This is a genomic window from Streptomyces sp. CB03238, from assembly GCF_002099185.1.
Lineage (GTDB): Bacteria > Actinomycetota > Actinomycetes > Streptomycetales > Streptomycetaceae > Streptomyces.
The window spans coordinates 138725-157214 of sequence record NZ_NBCN01000013.1; the positions used below are offsets into that span (position 1 = coordinate 138725).

Annotated in this window: 2 protein-coding genes; both read right to left on the reverse strand. The window is 70.6% G+C overall.

The features are described 5' to 3' along the window. Nucleotides 1-10 precede the first annotated feature (10 nt). Nucleotides 11-12367 (reverse strand): non-ribosomal peptide synthetase, encoded by a 12357-nt coding sequence (locus BKD26_RS24490; RefSeq protein WP_084902060.1) that lies wholly within the window; start codon nucleotides 12365-12367, stop codon nucleotides 11-13. A gap of 134 nt (nucleotides 12368-12501) precedes the next feature. Beyond that, nucleotides 12502-18447: an amino acid adenylation domain-containing protein gene (locus BKD26_RS42090; protein WP_347105451.1), complete on the reverse strand. Its 5946-nt coding sequence runs from the start codon at nucleotides 18445-18447 to the stop codon at nucleotides 12502-12504. Between the last annotated feature and the right edge of the window lie 43 nt (nucleotides 18448-18490).

An 18490-nucleotide genomic window follows, 5' to 3' on the forward strand; every position in this document is an offset into this window, starting at 1 on the left:
ATGCGTCCTTTCAGTCATGGAGAACCTGCGCGGTGATCTGTCGCAGGCCCAGAAGGAACTCCTGCGCCAGCTGCTCGACAGTGGCGGTGCTGTGGTTCGCGGGAGAGTGGATCCAGTCGACGCGCAACTCGCCTCCGGTGACGGCCGCGACGACGTCGATCAGGTGGGGGCGCGGCTGGTCCGAAGCCCGGTCACGGCCCAGGCCGTCCAGCTCACCGCGGATGAGGCCGTCCTCGCCGCCCGACGGATCCCACTGGCCCAGGTAGTTGAAGCTGATACGCGGGTGCTCCTGCTCCGCCAGGACGCGCCCCGGTCCCTCGGCCGGGGAGAGATGGCGCAGCGCGCCGTAGCCGAGGCCGCGGCCCGGGACCGACCGCAACTGCCGCCTGACCGTCCGGAGGGCGGTGGCCCACTCCCCGTCGGGCACGTCGAGGGTGACGGGATAGATCGTGGTGAACCAGCCGACGGTACGGGCCAGGTCGATCTCCTCGAAGAGCTCTTCGCGGCCGTGTCCCTCCAGGGCCACCGTCACCGGGCGGCCTGCCCAGGCGCCGAGTGTCCGGCCGAGGACGGCGAGCAGGACATCGTTGATCTGTGTACGGAACAGCCCGGGCACCCGCTTGAGCAGGGCTTCGGTCTCGTCGCGCCCCAGGCGGACCGAGACCGTCTCCGCGCTGCCGGCCGTGTGCGGCGCCGTGCCGTCCCGGGGGATGGCACGCGAACCGGTGACGCCCTCCCAGTACGCCACTTCGTGATCGAGACCGCCGGAGCGGACGTGGTCCGCCAGGCGCCGCGCCCAGTCCTGGTAGCTGCTGGTACGGACGCCCGGATCAACGGGTCGGCCCTGGGCGAGCTGTGCGTACACGGCGCTCAGGTCCTCCAGGAGGATGCGCCACGACACACCGTCCATCACCAGGTGGTGGACGGCCAGGAACAGCTGCGGCAGCCGCTCTCCGCCCAGGTGGAAGAAGGCTCCCCTGATCATCGTTCCCGTGGACAGGGTGAGTCCTTGCTGGGCCGCCAGTGCCGCGTCGGCCAGAGCGGTGTCCCACAGCGCGGGGTCCACCCCGGTGAGGTCGTGCACCGTGAGCAGTCCGTCCGGAGCGTCCCCGTACTCCTGGCTCCATCCGTCCGGGCCGGAGACGTAGCGCATGCGCAGGGCGTCGTGGCGGGCGACCACGGCGGTGAGGGCCCTGCCGAGGAGCTCACTGTCGGTGCCGGGGGCCAGTTCGAGCCGCACGGACATCGCGTGGTGGTCCGGATCGACCGGGTGCTCGGCGAAGAACCATCGCTGGATCGGGGTGAGCTCGACCTCGCCTCGGACCGCCGTGGCCTGCTGCTCAGGCACGGGGGCCGATACGGGTGCCTGCTCCAGCACCCCTGCCAGGGCCGCGATCGTCTGGTGCAGGAACAGGGACTTGGACGTCAGGGGCAGTCCGGCCTGCCGGGCGCGCGAGGTGAGCTGGATCGAGAGGATGGAGTCACCACCGAGAGCGAAGAAGTTGTCGTGGACGCCCACCTGCCCGACACCCAGGACGTCCGCCCAGATCTCTGCCAGGAGCTTCTCCGTCTCGGTGCGCGGAGCGACGTGGTCGGTGCTGACCCCGTCCGCCGCCACCTGCGGGGCGGGCAGGGCACGCCGGTCGACCTTGCCGGTCGGTGAGAGAGGCAGCCTGTCCAGCGTGACGAACACGGCCGGGACCATGTGGTCCGGCAGCCAGGCGGAGAGATGCTCGCGCAGCACGGGCGTGGACAGCCCCCGATCGGTCACCACATGGGCGACCAGCCGGCGGTGGCCGTCCTCCTCCTGGTGGGCCACCACGACGGCCTCGCGGATGTCGGGATGGCGCATCAGCGCCGTCTCGATCTCGCCCAGCTCGATGCGGAAGCCACGGATCTTGACCTGGTCGTCGATCCTGCCCAGGTACTCCAGGGTGCCGTCCGCGCACCATCGGGCGATGTCGCCGGAGCGGTACATTCGCTCGCCCGGCGCGGCGTAGGGGTTGGGCGGGTAGCGGTCGGCGGTCAGCTCCAGGTCGTTCAGATAGCCGCGGGCGAGCCCGGCACCGGCAACGTGGATCTCACCGGGGACACCGATGGGCACCGGCGTACCGGAGGCGTCGAGCAGCAGCACACGGTAGCTCGGCAGGGGCCGGCCCGCCGGGATGCGTCGCCCCGTGGACAGATGTACGGGGAGAATCTCCTGGTACGTCACGTGGACCGTGGTCTCGGTGATGCCGTACATGTTCATCAGCCGGGTGCCGGTGGATCCGAAGCGGTCGAACCAGGGGACGAGGTGCTTGGGCTCCAGGGCCTCACCGCCGAATACCACCCAGCGCAGGGCGGGAAGCGGCTCGCCGGCGGTCAGTACCAACTCGCGGAACGCCGTGGGGGTCTGGCTGAGGATCGTGACGCCCTCGTCGCGCAGCAGGGTCCACATCGACTCGGGGTCGCGTGCCACGTCCTGCGGCACGATGACCGCACGGCCCCCGGTGAGCAGGGATCCCCACAGTTCCCAGACCGAGAAGTCGAACGCGTAGGAGTGGAAGACCGTCCATACGTCCTGCTCGTCGAATCGGTACAGCCCGGAGCTGTTCGCCAGCAGGTTGAGCACCGACCGGTGTTCCACGGCCACCCCCTTGGGGCGGCCGGTGGACCCGGACGTGTAGATCACATAGGCGAGATCCGTGCCGTTGACCGCTGTGCCCGGGGCATGGACCGGGTAGCCGGCGAGAGCCGGCCGGTCGTGCTCCAGATCGACCACCACGGCCTCGGCGACGGGGAGTCGGCCCTCGGCGACCCGGTGGGTGACCAGTATCTTCACGCCGGAGTCACGCATCATGTGATGCAGACGGTCCACCGGATAGGCCGGGTCCAGCGGCACATAGGCGGAGCCGGACTTGAGGATGCCGAGGAGGCCGACCACGAGCTGCGCGCCGCGCTCGGCGGAGAGTCCGACGAGCACGCCGGGGCCTGCGCCCAGGGTGATCAGATGACGCGCGAGCTGATTGGCCTGCTCGTCCAGTTCCCGGTACGTCAGGGTGGCGTCGCCGTGCAGGACGGCGATGGCATCGGGCGCTGCGGCGGCCCGCGCGGCGATCTGCTCGTGGAGAGTGCTGTTGGGGAAGGCGGCTCCGCCCGTCCGGTTCCACGTGTGGACGACCTTCTCGAACTCGTCGTCCGAAAGCAGGGGAAGCCTGGACACGGCACGTTCCGGATCCACGACGGCGACTTCCAGCAGGACCCGCAGGTGCTCGGCGAACCGGGCGATCGTCGCCTCGTCGAACAGCGCGGTGCTGTACTCGACAAGGGCTCGTACCCCGCCCTCGTGCTCCTCGAATTCCAGGGTGAGGTCGTACAGGGCCGTCCTGCGTTCCAGTTCCACGGCCGACGCGCGCAGGCCCGGCAGCTCCAGGCCGGAGCCGAGCAGATCCTGCATGACGACCATGACCTGGAACAGCGGGGTGCGGCTGGTGTCGCGCTCGTGCTGTACCGCCTCCACCACCTGCTCGAACGGCACCTCCTCATGGGCGAAGGCGTCCAGGACCGTCGTCCGGATCCGGCCGAGCAGATCGTTGAAGGACATGGCGGGGTCGATGTGCGACCGCAGTGCCACGGTGTTCACCAGGAAGCCGATCAGCCGTTCCAGCCCGGCATGGCCGCGGCCCGCGGTAGCCGTTCCCACGGTGATGTCCTGCTGCCCCGAGTACGTGGCGAAGACGGTCTTGACCGCCGCCGTCAGAGCCATGAACAGGGTCGCCTCCTGCCCACGGGCCACCTCCTTGACCTGCGCGACCAGGGATCCGGGCAGCTCGAAGCGGTACGCCGCCCCGTCGGTGGACCGCACCGGCGGACGCGGACGGTCCAGGGGCAGGTCCAGCGGAGCGGCATCCCGCAGCCGCTCCCGCCACCAATCGAGCTGTTCACCCAGCAGGCCTCCGTCTTCGAGGCGGCCGCGCTGCCAGGCGGCGAAGTCCGCGTACTGGACGGGAACCTCGGGAAGTGCCGCGGCAGTGCCGCGGACCCGGCCGGCGTACAGCGCGCCGAGCTCCTCCGTGACGATCCCGGTCGACCAGCCGTCCGTCACGATGTGGTGAGTGCCGAGGGCCAGGACGTGCTCCTCCTGGGCGCACTTCACGAGCAGCACCCGAAGCAGCGGCCCGCCCTTGAGGTCGTACGGCCGGCCGGCCTCCGCCCGGATCAGCTCCCGGAGCCTCTCCTCCTGCTCGGCGGCGGGCACCGCGGACAGGTCGGCGTCCTTCCAGTGCGGTTCCAGGAGCGGGTGGACGATCTGCACTCCCCGGCCGTCGACCATGTCGAAGGTCGTACGGAACGACTCGTGCCGTGCGACGAGATCGCCCACCGCACCGCGCAGAGCGGCGGGGTCGAGCCGGCCCGTCAGCCGGATCGCGGCCGACGAGTGGTACTCCGTGCTGTCCGCGTTGAAGTCCTGGAGGAACCACAGCCGCTGCTGCCCGAAGGACATCGGCAGTTCGCCCTCCCGCGACACCTTGGGAATCGCGAGTTCCGTCGTCTCGGGAACCAGGGCCCCGGCAAGCTCGGCGACGGTCGGTGCGTCGAAGAGCAGGCGCGGCGACACCTGGACGCCCAGCGCCTTGTGGGTGCGGGACACGACCAGGATGGACAGGATGGAGTTGCCGCCCAGTTCGAAGAAGTTGTCGTGGACGCCGACGCGCTCCACCCGCAGCGCTTCGGCCCAGATCGCGGCGAGGGTCTCCTCGGTCGGGTTGCGCGGCGGGACGTAGGAGGAGCTCACCTGCTCCTCCACGGCCTCGGGCCGCGGCAGTGCCTTCGTGTCGATCTTGCTGTTCGGTGACAGCGGCATCCGTTCCAGGGGGACGAACACCTCCGGCAGCATGTACTCCGGCAGGGACTTGGCCAGCGCGGATCGCAGCTCTCCGCTGGTCTGGGCGCGCTCGGCGGTGTAGTAGGCGACCAGTCGCCGCTCGCCGGGGGTGTCCTCGCGGGCGAGCACCGCGACCTGCCGCACCGTCGGCAGCCGGTCCAGTGCGGACTCGATCTCGCCGAGCTCGATCCGGAAGCCGCGGATCTTCACCTGGCGGTCCGTACGGCCGATGAAGTCGAGTCGGCCGTCCGCCCGGCGCCGCACCAGGTCACCCGTGCGGTACATCCGCTCCCCCGGAGGCCCGAAGGGACAGGCGACGAAGCGCTCCGCGGTCAGTCCGGGCCGACGGAGATATCCCTGGGCCAGGACGGGGCCGGCCGCGTACAGCTCGCCGGCCACACCCACGGGCACCGGCCGCAGCTCGGGGTCCAGGACGAACAGCGAGGCGTTGGCGATCGGGCCGCCGATCGGGACGGTCTCCTCCCCCGCGGCATCCGCCTCGTGGTCCGCGACGGTGATCTGGATGGTCGCCTCGGTCGGGCCGTACTTGTTCACCAGGGGCACGTCCCACGCCGACCGGACCTCGTCCGCCAGCGATTTCGGCAGCGGTTCACCGCCGACGAAGATCCGCCTGAGCGCATGTGGCCTGCGCTCCAACGGCACCGCACCCAGCAGGGACGGGACGAACTGCGCGAGGGTGATGCCGTGCCGGTCCATCACGTCCACCAGATGGGCCGGATCCCTCGACACGTCCGAGGAGACGATGTGGGCCGTCGCACCGGAGAGGACGGACAGCATCAGTTCCCACACGGACACGTCGAAGCTGATGGAGGTCCGCAGGAGGACCTTGTCGCCGGGGTCGACGGGGTAGGCCTGCTCAAGCCACGGCATCAGATTGGCGACGCCGGCGTGGGCGACCGCGACGCCCTTGGGCTGCCCGGTGGAGCCGGACGTGTAGATCACGTAGGCCAGGTCGTCACCGCTGAGCGTGACGTCGGGCTGCCAGGTCGGCCATTCGGCGATGCCGGACCAGTCGCCGTCCAGTTCCAGCTCCTGTGCCCCGGAGACCGGCAGCCGGTCCCGCAGGTCCCGCTGCGTGAGCAGCACGTGCGCCTCGGAGTGGCGCAGCATGTAGGCCAGTCGCTCCGCCGGATAGGCCGGATCGAGCGGCACGTACGCGGCGCCGGACTTCAGGATCCCCAGCGTTCCGATGATCATGTCGGGGCCGCGCTCGACCGCGAGACCCACGAGCCGGCCCGGCCCCGCCCCCAGCGAGACGAGGTGATGGGCGAGCTGGTTCGACCGCTCGTCCACCTCCCGGTACGTGAGGGACTGCCCTTCGAACTCGACGGCGACGGCGTCCGGGGACCGCTCCGCCCACTGGGCGAACCGCACGTGGGCGAAGTCCCCCGACCCCTGAACCACGCCCGCCGCGTTCCAACCGTGGAGCTCCTGGTCGATCTCGGCGTCCGTCAGCATCGCGATCCGGTCCACCACGGCCTGCGGATCCGCGACGATGCCCGCGATCAAAGCCTCGAAGTGGCCGGCCAAGCGGGCGATGGTGGCGTCGTCGAACAACTCCGGGTCGTAGGCGAGCGAGTAGTCGAGGACGTCGTCCGCGAAGGCCCGGAGGACCAGCGGGAAGTTGGTCACCTCCACACCTTCCAGGGCCCGCAGCCGCAGTTCCCCGGTGCCCTCCCTGCCCCTGTCCATCGGGAAGTTCTCGAACGTGAGCAGGGAGTCGAAGAGGTTGCGGCTCCCCTCGACAGCGCTCCAGCTGCGGATCTCCGACTGCGGGACGTACTCGTACTGCCGCGCCTCGGCCTGGGCGCGCTGCACCTCCCCCAGCCATGCCGAGACCGGGAGCGCGCCGTCGATCCTGACGCGTACGGGCTGGGTGTTGAGCATCATGCCCACCATGGAATCCACACCCGGCAGATCGGCCGGCCGGCCCGACACCGTCGCGCCGAAGACCACGTCGCGCTCGCCCGCGTACCGCGAGAGGAGCAGCGCCCAGGCGCCCTGCACCACCGAGTTCACCGTGACCCGGTGCTGCCGTGCGAAGGCGAACAGCTCCTGCGAGGCCTCCGGGGTCAGGTGCTTGACCAGGCGGGAGGAGGACCGTGCCCGGTGGGACGAGGAAGGCCGCCGGTCGTACGGCAGCCGCGTCGGCTCGGAGAACCCGTCCAGGAGCGACCGCCAGTACGTCTCGGCCTGCTCGAGATCCTGAGCCTCCAGCCATTCGACGTAGGCGCGGAACGGCCGCCGCGAGGGCAGTGCGGGAGACTCTCCCGCCGCCAGCGCCTCATGGGCCGTGAAGAGCGCGGCGAGCAGCTGAGAGGCGCTCCAGCCGTCCAGGAGCACGTGGTGAGAGGTGCGCACGACTCGGACGGCGCTGTCGGACGTACGGATCAGGGCCAGCCGCGCCAGCGGTGCCGTCGAGAGATCCAGGCCCTGTGCGCGGTCCTCGGCCAGGAAGCGCCGCAGCGACCGCTCCTGCTCCGCCTCCGCCATGTCCCGCCAGTCCAGGTGCCGTACGGGCAGCGGCGCTTCTCGGTGGATCACCACGAGCGGCCGGGGCACCTGGTCCCACAGGAGCGAGCCGCGCAGGATCTCCAGGTGGTCGTTCACCTCCTGCCAGGCGCGTGCCAGCAGGTCCGGGTCGCGCACGCCGTCGAAGTCGAACACCATCTGCTCGAAGTACGCGGGGTGCTCGGGGTTCGCCAGGGAGTGGAAGAGCATCCCGGCCTGGGCCGAGGTCATCGGATAGATGTCCTCGACCGTCTGCCCGGAGCCGACGATCCGGTCCACGTCCGCCTGGCCGAGTCCGGCGAGCGGGAAGTCGGAGGGGGTGGCCCCGCCGCTCCCGCTCTGCAGGCAGTGGCCGATCAGCTCGCCCAGCGCCGTGATGAACCCGGTGGCGACGCGCTCGATGGTGGCAGGGTCGAAGACCTCGTCGGAGAAGGTCCAGTGCACGCCCAGCCGGCCGTCGTCGACCAGGCCCACCACGTCCAGCAGATACGGGCGCGCCTGTGCGGGAGCGTGGTCGCGCCCCAGTCCCGGCAGGAGATCGCGCAGCAGGCCGTCGTCCCCGGTGGTTCCCTGCCACTGCCCCATGTAGTTGAAGCTGATGTCCGGCAGCCGGTCCGGGTGCAGCGCGTGGCCCGGGGTGCCGGGACCGGACAGGAAGCGCAGGGCGTCGTAGCTGAGTCCGCGGTGGGGTACGCCGCGCAGCTGTTCCTTGATCGACTTGATCGTCGCGCCCCAGTCGCCGTGCGTCGGCAGGGTGAGCGCGACGGGGAAGTGGGAGGTGAACCAGCCGACGGTGCGGGTCAGGTCGACGTCGTCGAACAGTTCCTCGCGGCCATGGCCCTCCAGCCCGACCACGATGCGGTCCTGACCGGTCCACTCCGCCAGGACACGGCCCAGCGCGCTCACGAGCAGATCGTTGATCTGCGTCCGGTAGACGTGCGGGACCCGGTGGAGGAGCGCCTCGGTGTCCTGCGCGCCCAGCCACACCTCCACCGTCCGCTCGTGCGCCGTGAGGTTCTCCCCGTCACGGTCCCTGGGCAGGGCCGGCGCGGTGTCCGGCCGCACGGCCGCCCAGTGCTCGATCACGTGGTCGAGACCGCCGGAGCGGACGAGGTCGGTCAGCCGTCGGGACCACTGCTGGAAGCTGGTGCTCCGCGGGCCCAGGTCGACGCTCCGGCCCGCCGCGATCTGCTCGTACGCGGTGGACAGGTCGGTGAGCACGATGCGCCATGAGACGCCGTCCATCACCAGGTGGTGCACCGCGAGGAACAGACGCGACGGCCGGTCTTCTCCCAGCCGCAGGAGAACCCCCTTCACCAGCGCGCCGGCCGCCAGGTCGTGCGAGCGCTGTGCGTTCAGGGCCGCGTCGTGCGCGGCGCGCTCCTGCCCGGCGGGGTCCATGGACGTCAGGTCGCGGATGTCGAGCAGCCCGGGAGGGACGAGGTCGCCGTACTCCTGGATCCACCCGTCGTCCTCCCGCCGGAAACGCATGCGCAGGGCATCGTGGTGGGAGACCACGGCCTGAAGCGCGCGGTCGAGCACGTCCCCGTCGGTGTCCGGGGCCAGCTCCAGCTGGATCGACATCGCGTAGTGATCCGGCTCTTCGGGGTGCGCGTCGAAGAACCACCTCTGGATCGGGGTGAGTGCGACGGCCCCCTCGGCCGGGCCCTCGGCGATCGCGGGCGAGGCGACGGCGACCTGCTCCGCGGCCGCGGCGAGCGCGGCGACGGTCTGGTGCAGGAAGAGCATCTTCGACGTCAGTCCGAGGCCCGACCGGCGTGCCTTGGAGACGACCTGGATGGAGAGAATCGAATCGCCACCGAAGTCGAAGAAGTTGTCGTGAACGCCGACCTGCTCGACCCCCAGGACCTCCTCCCAGATGTCGGCGAGGATCTGCTCGGTCCGGTCCCGGGGCGCCACGTACTCCGCATCGGGCCGGGCACCATCGGCCTCGGGGGTCGGCAACGCCCGCTTGTCGACCTTGCCGCTGGGTGTCATGGGGAGCGCGTCGAGTGTCATGAACAGCGCCGGCACCATGTAGTCGGGCAGCAGTCCCCGGAGATGGCTGCGCAGCTCCGCGACCGGCACCTCACGGCCGGTGACCAGGTAGGCGACGAGCCGCTGCCGGCCGGACGGGTCCTGCCGGGCGGCGACCACCGCGCTGCCGACTGCCGGGTGCGACAGCAGTGCCTTCTCGACCTCCCCGAGCTCGACCCGGAATCCACGGATCTTGACCTGGTCGTCGGCCCGGCCGAGGAACACCAGGTTGCCGTCGGCCAGGAGCCGGGCCCGGTCCCCCGTCCGGTAGAGACGGTCCGTACGGTCGAAGGGGCTGGTGAGGAAACGCTCGGCGGTCAGGTCGTCGCGCCGGTGATAGCCCCGGCTGACGCCCTCGCCACCGATGTAGATCTCCCCGGGAACGCCCACCGGGACGGGCCGCAGCGCGTCGTCGAGCACGTACACCCGGGTGCCCGGCAGAGGGCGTCCGACGGGGACGAACACCTCGTCCCGCAGCGAGTCGAGCGTGGGGGTGAAGACGGTCGAGTCCACCGTGGCCTCGGTGCCGCCGTAGGCGTTGACGATCGTGGTGTCGTCCCCGGCCAGGCGGAGCAGATCGCGGCAGTCCTCGACCCGCCATCCCTCGGAGCCCACCGATATCAGCCGCAGGGGCGGGAATTCCCCTCCGCGCTGCTCCACCTCGTGTACGACGGCGGTCATCAGGGACGGCACGATCTCGATGCCGGTCGCTCCGGTGCGTTCGATGAGGTCCAGCAGGGCCGACGGCTCCGTGGTCACCTCCCGGGACGCGATGATCAGCGTGCCGCCGAAGGGGAGGGAGCGGATGAGATCCGCGAAGAAGAGGTCCACGGAGAGGCTGGAGACCGACAGGAAGCGCAGCTTCAGCTCGGCGAGGCCGTACCGCTCGCCCCAGGCGTTGCAGATGTGCCGCACGTTGCGGTGCTCGACCGCCACGCCCTTGGGAGTGCCCAGCGAACCCGAGGTGTAGATGACATAGGCCAGATCCGATGGGGCAGGGGTGACCTCGGGAGCGGTGACGGGCTGCTGCGCCAGGAGGGCCCGGTCCGTGTCCAGCGCCACCGTCGCGACGCCGGCCTCCGGGAGGAGAGACCGGGTGTTCTCCTCCATGACGACCAGGTCGGCCCCGGAGTCCTGGAGCATGTAGGTGATGCGGTCGGCGGGAAAGCCCGGATCGAGCGGGACGTACGCCGCACCCGCCTTGAGGATGCCGAGCAGACCGACGGCCATGCCCACACCACGCTCCACGCACAGCCCGACGAGGGTGCCGGGTCCGGCACCCCGGGCCGCCAGGAGGTGGGCGAGCCGATTGGTCCGCTCGTCGAGTTCGCGGTAGGTCAGTGTCTCGTTCTCATGGACCACCGCTGCCGCGTCGGGCGTGCGCACGGCCTGCTCGGCAACGCGCTCGTGCAGCGACGCCGCCGGGCCGGGGGCGCTTCGCGTCGCGTTCCACTCCTCCACGACCTGCCTGTACTCGCTGTCGGCGAGCATCGGCAGCTCGGCCACCGACCGTGTGGGGTCTGCGACGGCCGCCGCCAGGAGGGTGGTGAGATGACCGCACAGGCGGGCGACGGTCGCGGCGTCGAAGAGGTCGGTGCTGTACTCGGCCATACCGAGCAGAGCGCCGTCGCGTTCGGCGAAGTCCAGGGTGATGTCCCACTGCGCCGTCTCCCGGTCGAGCGGGTACTCCGAGGTCTCGACACCGGGGAAGACGGCAGCGTTGGCCGGGGTGTTGTGCAGCACGATGCCCGCCTGCACCAGGGGGGTACGGCTGGGGTCCCGCTCCGGACGCAGTGCCTCGACGAGCCGGTCGAACGGCACGTCCGCGTGGGCGAACGCGTTGAGCGCGTTCTCCTTCACCCGCTCCAGGAGCGCGTCGAACGACATCGCGGCATCGACGTGCGACCTGAGGACCACCGTGTTGACGAAGAACCCGACGAGCTGTTCCAGCTCCTTCCGATCGCGCCCGGACGAAGAGGTGCCCAGCGCGATGTCCTCCTGGCCCGACCAACGGGCGAAGACCGCCTTGACCGCTGCCGTCAGCACCATGAAGAGCGAGGCGCCGTGGGTGCGCCCCAGCTCCTGGATTCCGGCATGGACGGCCTGGGGAATGTCGAAGAAGTGGGCGCCGCCGGCCGAGGTGCGGACCGCAGGGCGCGGCCGGTCGGTGGGCAGTTCCAGCGGCGCCAGCCCGTCCAGGCGCTCGCGCCACCACTCGACCTGTCCGTCCAGCAGCCCGTCGTGCTCGACCTGCTCCCGCTGCCAGGCAGCGAAGTCCGGGTAATGGAGGGGCATTTCGGGAAGACGGGCCGTACGCCCCTCCACCTGGGCGGCGTAGAGCTCCCCCCACTCGCGGGCCACGATCCCCATCGACCAGCCGTCGGACACCATGTGGTGCATTCCGAGGACGCACACATGGTCCGTGGCCGACAGCGTCACGAGAAGGACGCGGACCAGCGGCCCGTTCCGGAGGTCGTACGGACGGCCCATCTCGCTCCGGACCAGATCGCGGACCCGCGCCTCACGGTCCGGCTCGGGGGTGTCCGACACGTCCACGGCCGACCACTGCGGTGCCAGGTCCGGGCGCAGCACTTGAACGCCCCGACCTTCCACCATGTCGAACGTGGTGTGCAGCGCCTCGTGCCGCGCCACCAGCTGCCCGGCCGCCGACCGCAGCGCCTCGGTGTCCACGGCGCCCGAGAGCCTGAGGGGCAGCGCCATGTGGAAGTCGGTGCCGCCCGGCGCGAAATCCTCCATGAACCAGAGACGCTGCTGGCCGTAGGACATCGGCGGCGTCGCGTCGCGGGGACGCGCGGGGATCGGCTGATGGGTGGATGCGTCCTGTCGGCCCGCGAGACGCTGGGCGAGTGCCTCACGCAGCGGGGCGGGCAGCGCGGCGATCCGGCTCTCCGACTGAGAGGGCCTGTTCATGCGAACTCCTTGAGGACATGTCATGGGCGCTGCGCCGAGGCGCACCCGGGAACGCATACGGGAGGGCAGGGCCCCCGCCGGCCGGGGGTGGACCGGCGGGGGCTGCTTGGGGAGGGAGGAAGGGACGGAACCCGTCAGGGTGTGCCGGCGCCCGCTTCGAACTCGGCCAGAATCTGTTCCTCGATCTCACCGGCGGTCTCGGCGATGGTCGGGCGGTCGAAGAGCACCCTGGGCGAAAGGCTGGTCCCGAAGGCCGCGTTGATCCGCGAGGCCATGCGCACCGCGAGCAGCGAATCGCCCCCCGCCGCGAAGAAGTTGTCGCGGACGCCGATCCGGTCGGAGCTCAGCAGCTCCTGCCAGATCGCCACGAGGGCCTCCTCGGTGACGGACCCGGGCGCCTGATAGTCCGACCGGTTCTCCCACTGCTGCGGCTCCGGGGCGGGCAGCGCCCGCCGGTCGATCTTGCCGCTCGGGGTGACGGGCAGGGCGTCCCGGAGCAGGAAGACCGCCGGCACCATGAACTCCGGCAGTGTCAGCAGGAGATGACCGCGCAGCCGGTCGAGGTCGGCTTCTTCCCACCCCGGGGCCACCACATGCCCGACCAGGAACGTCCGGTCGCCTTCCGAGTGCGGCACGACAGCGGCGTCGGACACCTCGGCATGCGAGGTCAGTGCCGCCTCCACCTCTCCTGTCTCGATGCGGAAGCCTCGGATCTTGACCTGGCCGTCGGCCCGGCCGAGGCACATGAGGGTTCCGTCCGTCCGCCACCGTGCGAGGTCACCCGACCGGTACAGCCGCTCTCCGGGTCCGCCGAACGGGTTCGGCAGGAACGCCTCGCGGGTCAGCTCCGGTTGGTTGAGGTAGCCCCGTGCCAGGCCGGCGCCGGCGATGTACACCTCGCCGGTGACACCGACCGGTACCGGCGCACCGGTGCTGTCGAGCACCAGCACCCGGTAGCTGGGCAGCGGGCGTCCGATGGACATGGCACCGCCCGCCTTCACGTCCTGCTCGGTGATCACCTTGTGCGTCACGTAGACCGTGGCCTCGGTCGGCCCGTACATGTTCACCAGCTCGGCCTCTCCTGAACCGAAGTGGTCGAACCAGGTGGTCAGGTGCTTCGGTTCCAGGACCTCACCGCACAGGAACACCAGCCGCAGAACGGGCAGCGCCGGCTGGCCGGAGGCGGACGCCGTCTCCACCAGGGCCCGGAACATGGCGGGCGTCTGGCTGAGCACCGTGACCCCCGTCCGCCGGAGCAGGGCCCAGGTCGCTTCGGGGTCCCGCACCCAGTCGCGCGCCACTATCTCCAGGCGGCCACCAGATGTCAGGCATCCCCACACCTCGGAGACGGAGACGTCGAAGGCGTACGAATGGAACATCGTCCACACGTCGTCCTCACCGAACCCGTAGGCGTGGCGGACGTTCGCCAGCTGGTTCAGTACGCAGCGGTGCTCGGTGGCGATGCCCTTGGGGCGCCCGGTCGAACCCGAGGTGTAGATCATGTAGGCGAGATCGTCACCGGACACCTTCACGTCGGGCGCGGTCGTCGGCTGCTTCTCGATCGTGGACCGGTCCCGGTCCAGATCAACCACCGTCATCCCGTCGACGGGCAGCCCGTCCGGCTGCGGGCGGACGACCAGGATCCGGGCCCCCGAATCGCGCAGCATGTACGCGAGACGATCGGCCGGGTAGGCCGGGTCCAGTGGCACGTACGCCGCTCCGGACTTCATGATGCCGAGCAGCCCGACCACCATCTGCGCACCGCGCTCGATCGAGAGGCCGACCGGCCTGCCGGGGCCCGCGCCCAGCGCGATCAGGTGGTGGGCGAGGGCGTTGGCCTGCTCGTCCAACTCCCGGTACGTCAGTGATTCCCCACCGGAGCGGACCGCCGTGGCGTCCGGCGTCGCGGCGGCCTGCGCCGCCACCGCCTGGTGGACACAGCCCTCCGGCACCGGGACGCCCGGTGTCTCACTCCACTCGTGCAGCACCCGCTCGAACTCGCCGTACCGGAACATCGGAACCGACGCCAGGGCGCGGTCGCCGTCCTCGACGACTCCTTCCAGGAGTGCCGTGAAGTGGCCGGCCATCCGCTCGATCGTCGCCGAGTCGAACAGGGAGGGGTCGTAGACCAGCGAGCAGTGGAATCCGGCATCGGTGTAGGCGAACAGGTTGAGCGGGAAGCTCGTGATGTCCATGCCCTCGAGCCCCCGCAGCCGCAGGCCGTCCTCGCCCGAAGGCTGTTCGTCCCTGGGGTAGTTCTCGAAGACCACGAGGCTGGCGAAGAGATCGGTCCCGGGGCCGATCCCGGTGGCGCTCTGGATGCGGGACAGCGGCACGTACTCGTACACCCGGGACTCCACCTGGGACCGCTGCACCCGGACCAGCCATTCGGCGGCCGGAGCGGTCTCGTCGATGTCGATGCGCACCGGCAGCGTGTTGATGAGCAGGCCCGCGATCGTGTCGACGCCGGCCAGCTCGGTCGGCCGGCTGGAGACCGTCGCGCCGAAGACCACGTCGCGCTCACCGGAGTAGCGGGAGAGCAACAGCGCCCATACGCCCTGCACCACCGCGTTGACCGTCAACCGGTGGCGCCGCGCGAAGGCGAACAGCCGCTCCGAGGCCTCCGGGGAGAGCGCCGCCGAGAGGCGCTCGGTCGACAGGGACTCGTGCCCTGCCTGCGGGTGCCGGTCGTAGGGCAGCGGCGTGGGACTGTCGACGCCGTCCAACAGGTCGCCCCAGTACGCCTCCGCCCGGGGCACGTCCTGCCGCTCCAGCCACTCGACGTAGCTCCGGAACGGTGTACGGGCGGGCAGCGCGGGTGTTTCACCCGAGCGCAGCGACCGGTAGGCGGTGTGGACCTCGGTCAGCACGCTGAAGGCGCTCCAGCCGTCCAGCAGGAGGTGGTGGAAGCCGGCGATCACCCGCACGGAGGTGTCGGAGACTCGGATCAGCGCGATCCGCACGAGCGGAGCGGTGGCCAGATCCAGGCCGCGAGCACGGGCTTCGGCCAGGTGCAGCCGCAGTGCCTCGTCCTGCTCCGCCGCGTCGAGGCCGCGCCAGTCGAGCCGCTCGATGGGCAGGGCCGTCCTGCGGTACACGACCATCAGAGGCCGGGCGACGTCCTCCCAGGCGACGGAGGCGCGCAGGATCTCCAGACGGTCGGCCACGAGCTGCCAGGCGCGGGCCAGCAGGTCCAGGTCCGACACCCCGTCCAGGACGTAGGTCATCTGCTCGAAGTACGTCGGGGCCGAGGGGTCCGCCAGGGAGTGGAACACCATGCCGGCCTGCATGGGTGTCAGCGGATAGATGTCCTCGACATCGCGTCCGTCCCCTGCGATCCGGTCGACACCGCTCTGGTCGAGCCCCGCAAGCGGGAAGTCGGAGGGGGTGGCGCCGCCGCTGTCCGGCAGCAGACAGTGGCCGATCAGTTCCCGCAGTGCGGTCAGGAAGTCGTCCGCGAGGTGTTCGACGGTCGAGGGCGTGTGGTTTCCAGGGGAGTAGATCCAGTCGACCTTCAGCGTGCCGTCCGTGACGGCGGCCACGATGTCGATCAGATGCGGACGGGGCAGCCCTGGTGCCTGCTCCCGGCCGAGGCCCGGCTGCCTCCCGTGGATCAGCCCGTCCGTGTCGGCGGAACTGTCCCACTGGCCGAGGTAGTTGAAACTGATCTGTGGGGAGGGCCTGTCCGAGAGGGTGCGGCCCGGCCCGTCCTCGGCGGACAGGTGGCGCAGCGCCCCGTAGCCGATGCCTCGGTTCGGTATGGCCCGGACGAGTTCCTTGACCGTCTTGAGGGCGGTGCCCCAGTCCTGCTCCGGGACGTCCAGCGAGACCGGGAAGGCGGTGGTGAACCAGCCCACGGTGCGTGCCAGGTCGATGTCCTCGAAGAGGTCCTCGCGGCCGTGACCCTCCAGAGCGATGGTGACCGGGGACGAAGCCCACCGGTTCAGGACCCTGGCGAGCGCGGTGAGCAGCACGTCGTTGATCTGGGTGCGGTAGACCGGCGGCAGTTGCTGCAGCAGCGCCTTGGTCTCGGCACGGTCGAGGGAGACGGAGGCGACCGCGGCGGAGCCGAAGGTGTTGGTCGCCCGGCCGTCACGCGGCAGCGCCGTACCCACGTCGACGCCTTCCCAGTAGGGCACCTCGTGATCGAAGCCACCGGAAAGGGTGTGGTCCGACAAGCGCCGCGCCCAGTCCTGGTAGCTGCTGGTGCGTGCCCCGAGACCGGCGTCCTCGCCGCGGGCGATCCGGGCGTACGCCGTCGCCAGGTCGTCGAGCACCACACGCCATGAGACCCCGTCCATGACGAGGTGGTGCGCGGTCAGGAACAGACGCGGCTTCCGCCCTTCCCCGAGTCGGGCGTGGACACCCGCGAGGAGCAGGCCGGACGTGAGGTCGAGCGAGCTCTGGGCCGCCAGCGCAGCCTGGTCGAGGGCTTCCCCCTGGGCGTCCTCGGGGAGATCGGCGAGATCGGCTTCCGCCAGGGTCACGGTCGACTCGGATGCGTCCGCGTACTCCTGGATCCACCCCTCGCTCCCGGAGCGGAACCGCATGCGCAGTGCGTCGTGGTGCGCCACCACCGCCTGCAGCGCACGCTCCAGCACCGCGGTGTCCGTGTCCGGTGCCAGTTCGACCTGGATCGACATGGCGTAGTGGTGCGGCCCCTCGGGATGCTGAGCGAAGAACATCCGCTGGATGGGGGTGAGTTCTGCTGTGCCTGTCGGGGCCGCCCCGGAGCCGCGCCCACCGTCGTCGGCGAGGACGCCGACCGCCGGGGCGAGAGCGGCGATGGTCTGGTGGACGAAGAGCAGCTTCGAGGCGAGTTCGAGACCTGCTTGGCGTGCGCGCGACACGACCTGGAGGGACAGGATCGAGTCACCGCCCAGGTCGAAGAAGTTGTCCTGGACACCGACGCGTTCCAGGCCGAGGACATCGGCCCACACGGAGGCCAGCGTCTCCTCCGTGCCGTTGCGCGGGGCGACGTACTCCACGGCAGACCGGTCGGCATGGATCTCGGGATCCGGAAGGGCCCGGAGGTCGACCTTGTCCTGAGACGTCAGCGGCAGCTTGTCCATGACGACGAAGATCGAGGGCACCATGTGGTCCGGCAGCAGGCCGGCGAGATGGGTACGGAGTTCCTGGGTGGTCACCCTGCGGGAGCTCGCCACGTAGGCGACCAGTCGGCGGTGTCCGGAGGCGGCCTGGTGCGGGATCACGACGGTGTTCACCACGGTCGGATGCTGCTTCAGGGCGCTCTCCACTTCGCCCACCTCGATCCGGAAGCCCCGGATCTTGACCTGGCCGTCGGCCCGGCCCAGGAACTCCAGCGTGCCGTCGGCCCGCCAGCGGGCCAGATCGCCCGAGCGGTACATGCGCTGGCCCGGCTCGCCGAACGGATCGGCCACGAAGGAGCCGGCTGTCAGGCCCGGCCGCCACAGGTAGCCGCGGGCCAGGCCGGGGCCGGCGATGTGCAGCTCGCCCGGTACGCCGATCGGCGCGGGCGCCAGATGGTCGGTGAGTACGTACACCCGGGTGTTGCCGATCGGCTTGCCCAGGGGGACCGCGCCGTGCCGGTCCACCGCCGGGTCGATCACGTGCGCCGTCGTGACGGACGTCGCCTCGGTCGGACCGTAGGCATTGCTCAGACGCACGTGCGGATGGGCGTCGAGCAGACGGATGGAGTGCTCGGGAGACATCTTGTCGCCGCCGACCGCCACCAGCCGCAGCCGGCCGAGCGCCTCCATGTCGTCCTCGACGACCTGGTGGAACAGACCGGTGGTGAGACCGGCCACGGTGACCCCCTCCCGTTCGAAGAAGACACCGAGCTCGGCACCGGTGGGCGGCGCCGGCGGATGGATGGCCAGAGTTGCGCCCTTCAGCAGCGTTCCCCAGACCTCGACGGTGTTGGCGTCGAAGGAGACGGAGGCGAACTGCGGGACGACATCGGTGTGCCGGACGTCCATGAGTCCGGAGTTGTGGACCAGACGTGTCACCGCCCGGTGCGAGGTCATCACGCCCTTGGGGGCGCCCGTGGACCCCGAGGTGTAGATGACGTACGCGAGGTGGTCGGCGGAGAGGGCGATCCCGGGGGGGTGTCGCCGGCCTGGCCGCGACGGACGCCGCGTC

Bases quoted from the DNA above. Each gene is read 5' to 3' on its own strand.
- BKD26_RS24490 (WP_084902060.1), bottom strand. From the start codon at position 12,367: ATGAACAGGCCCTCTCAGTCGGAGAGCCGGATCGCCGCGCTGCCCGCC.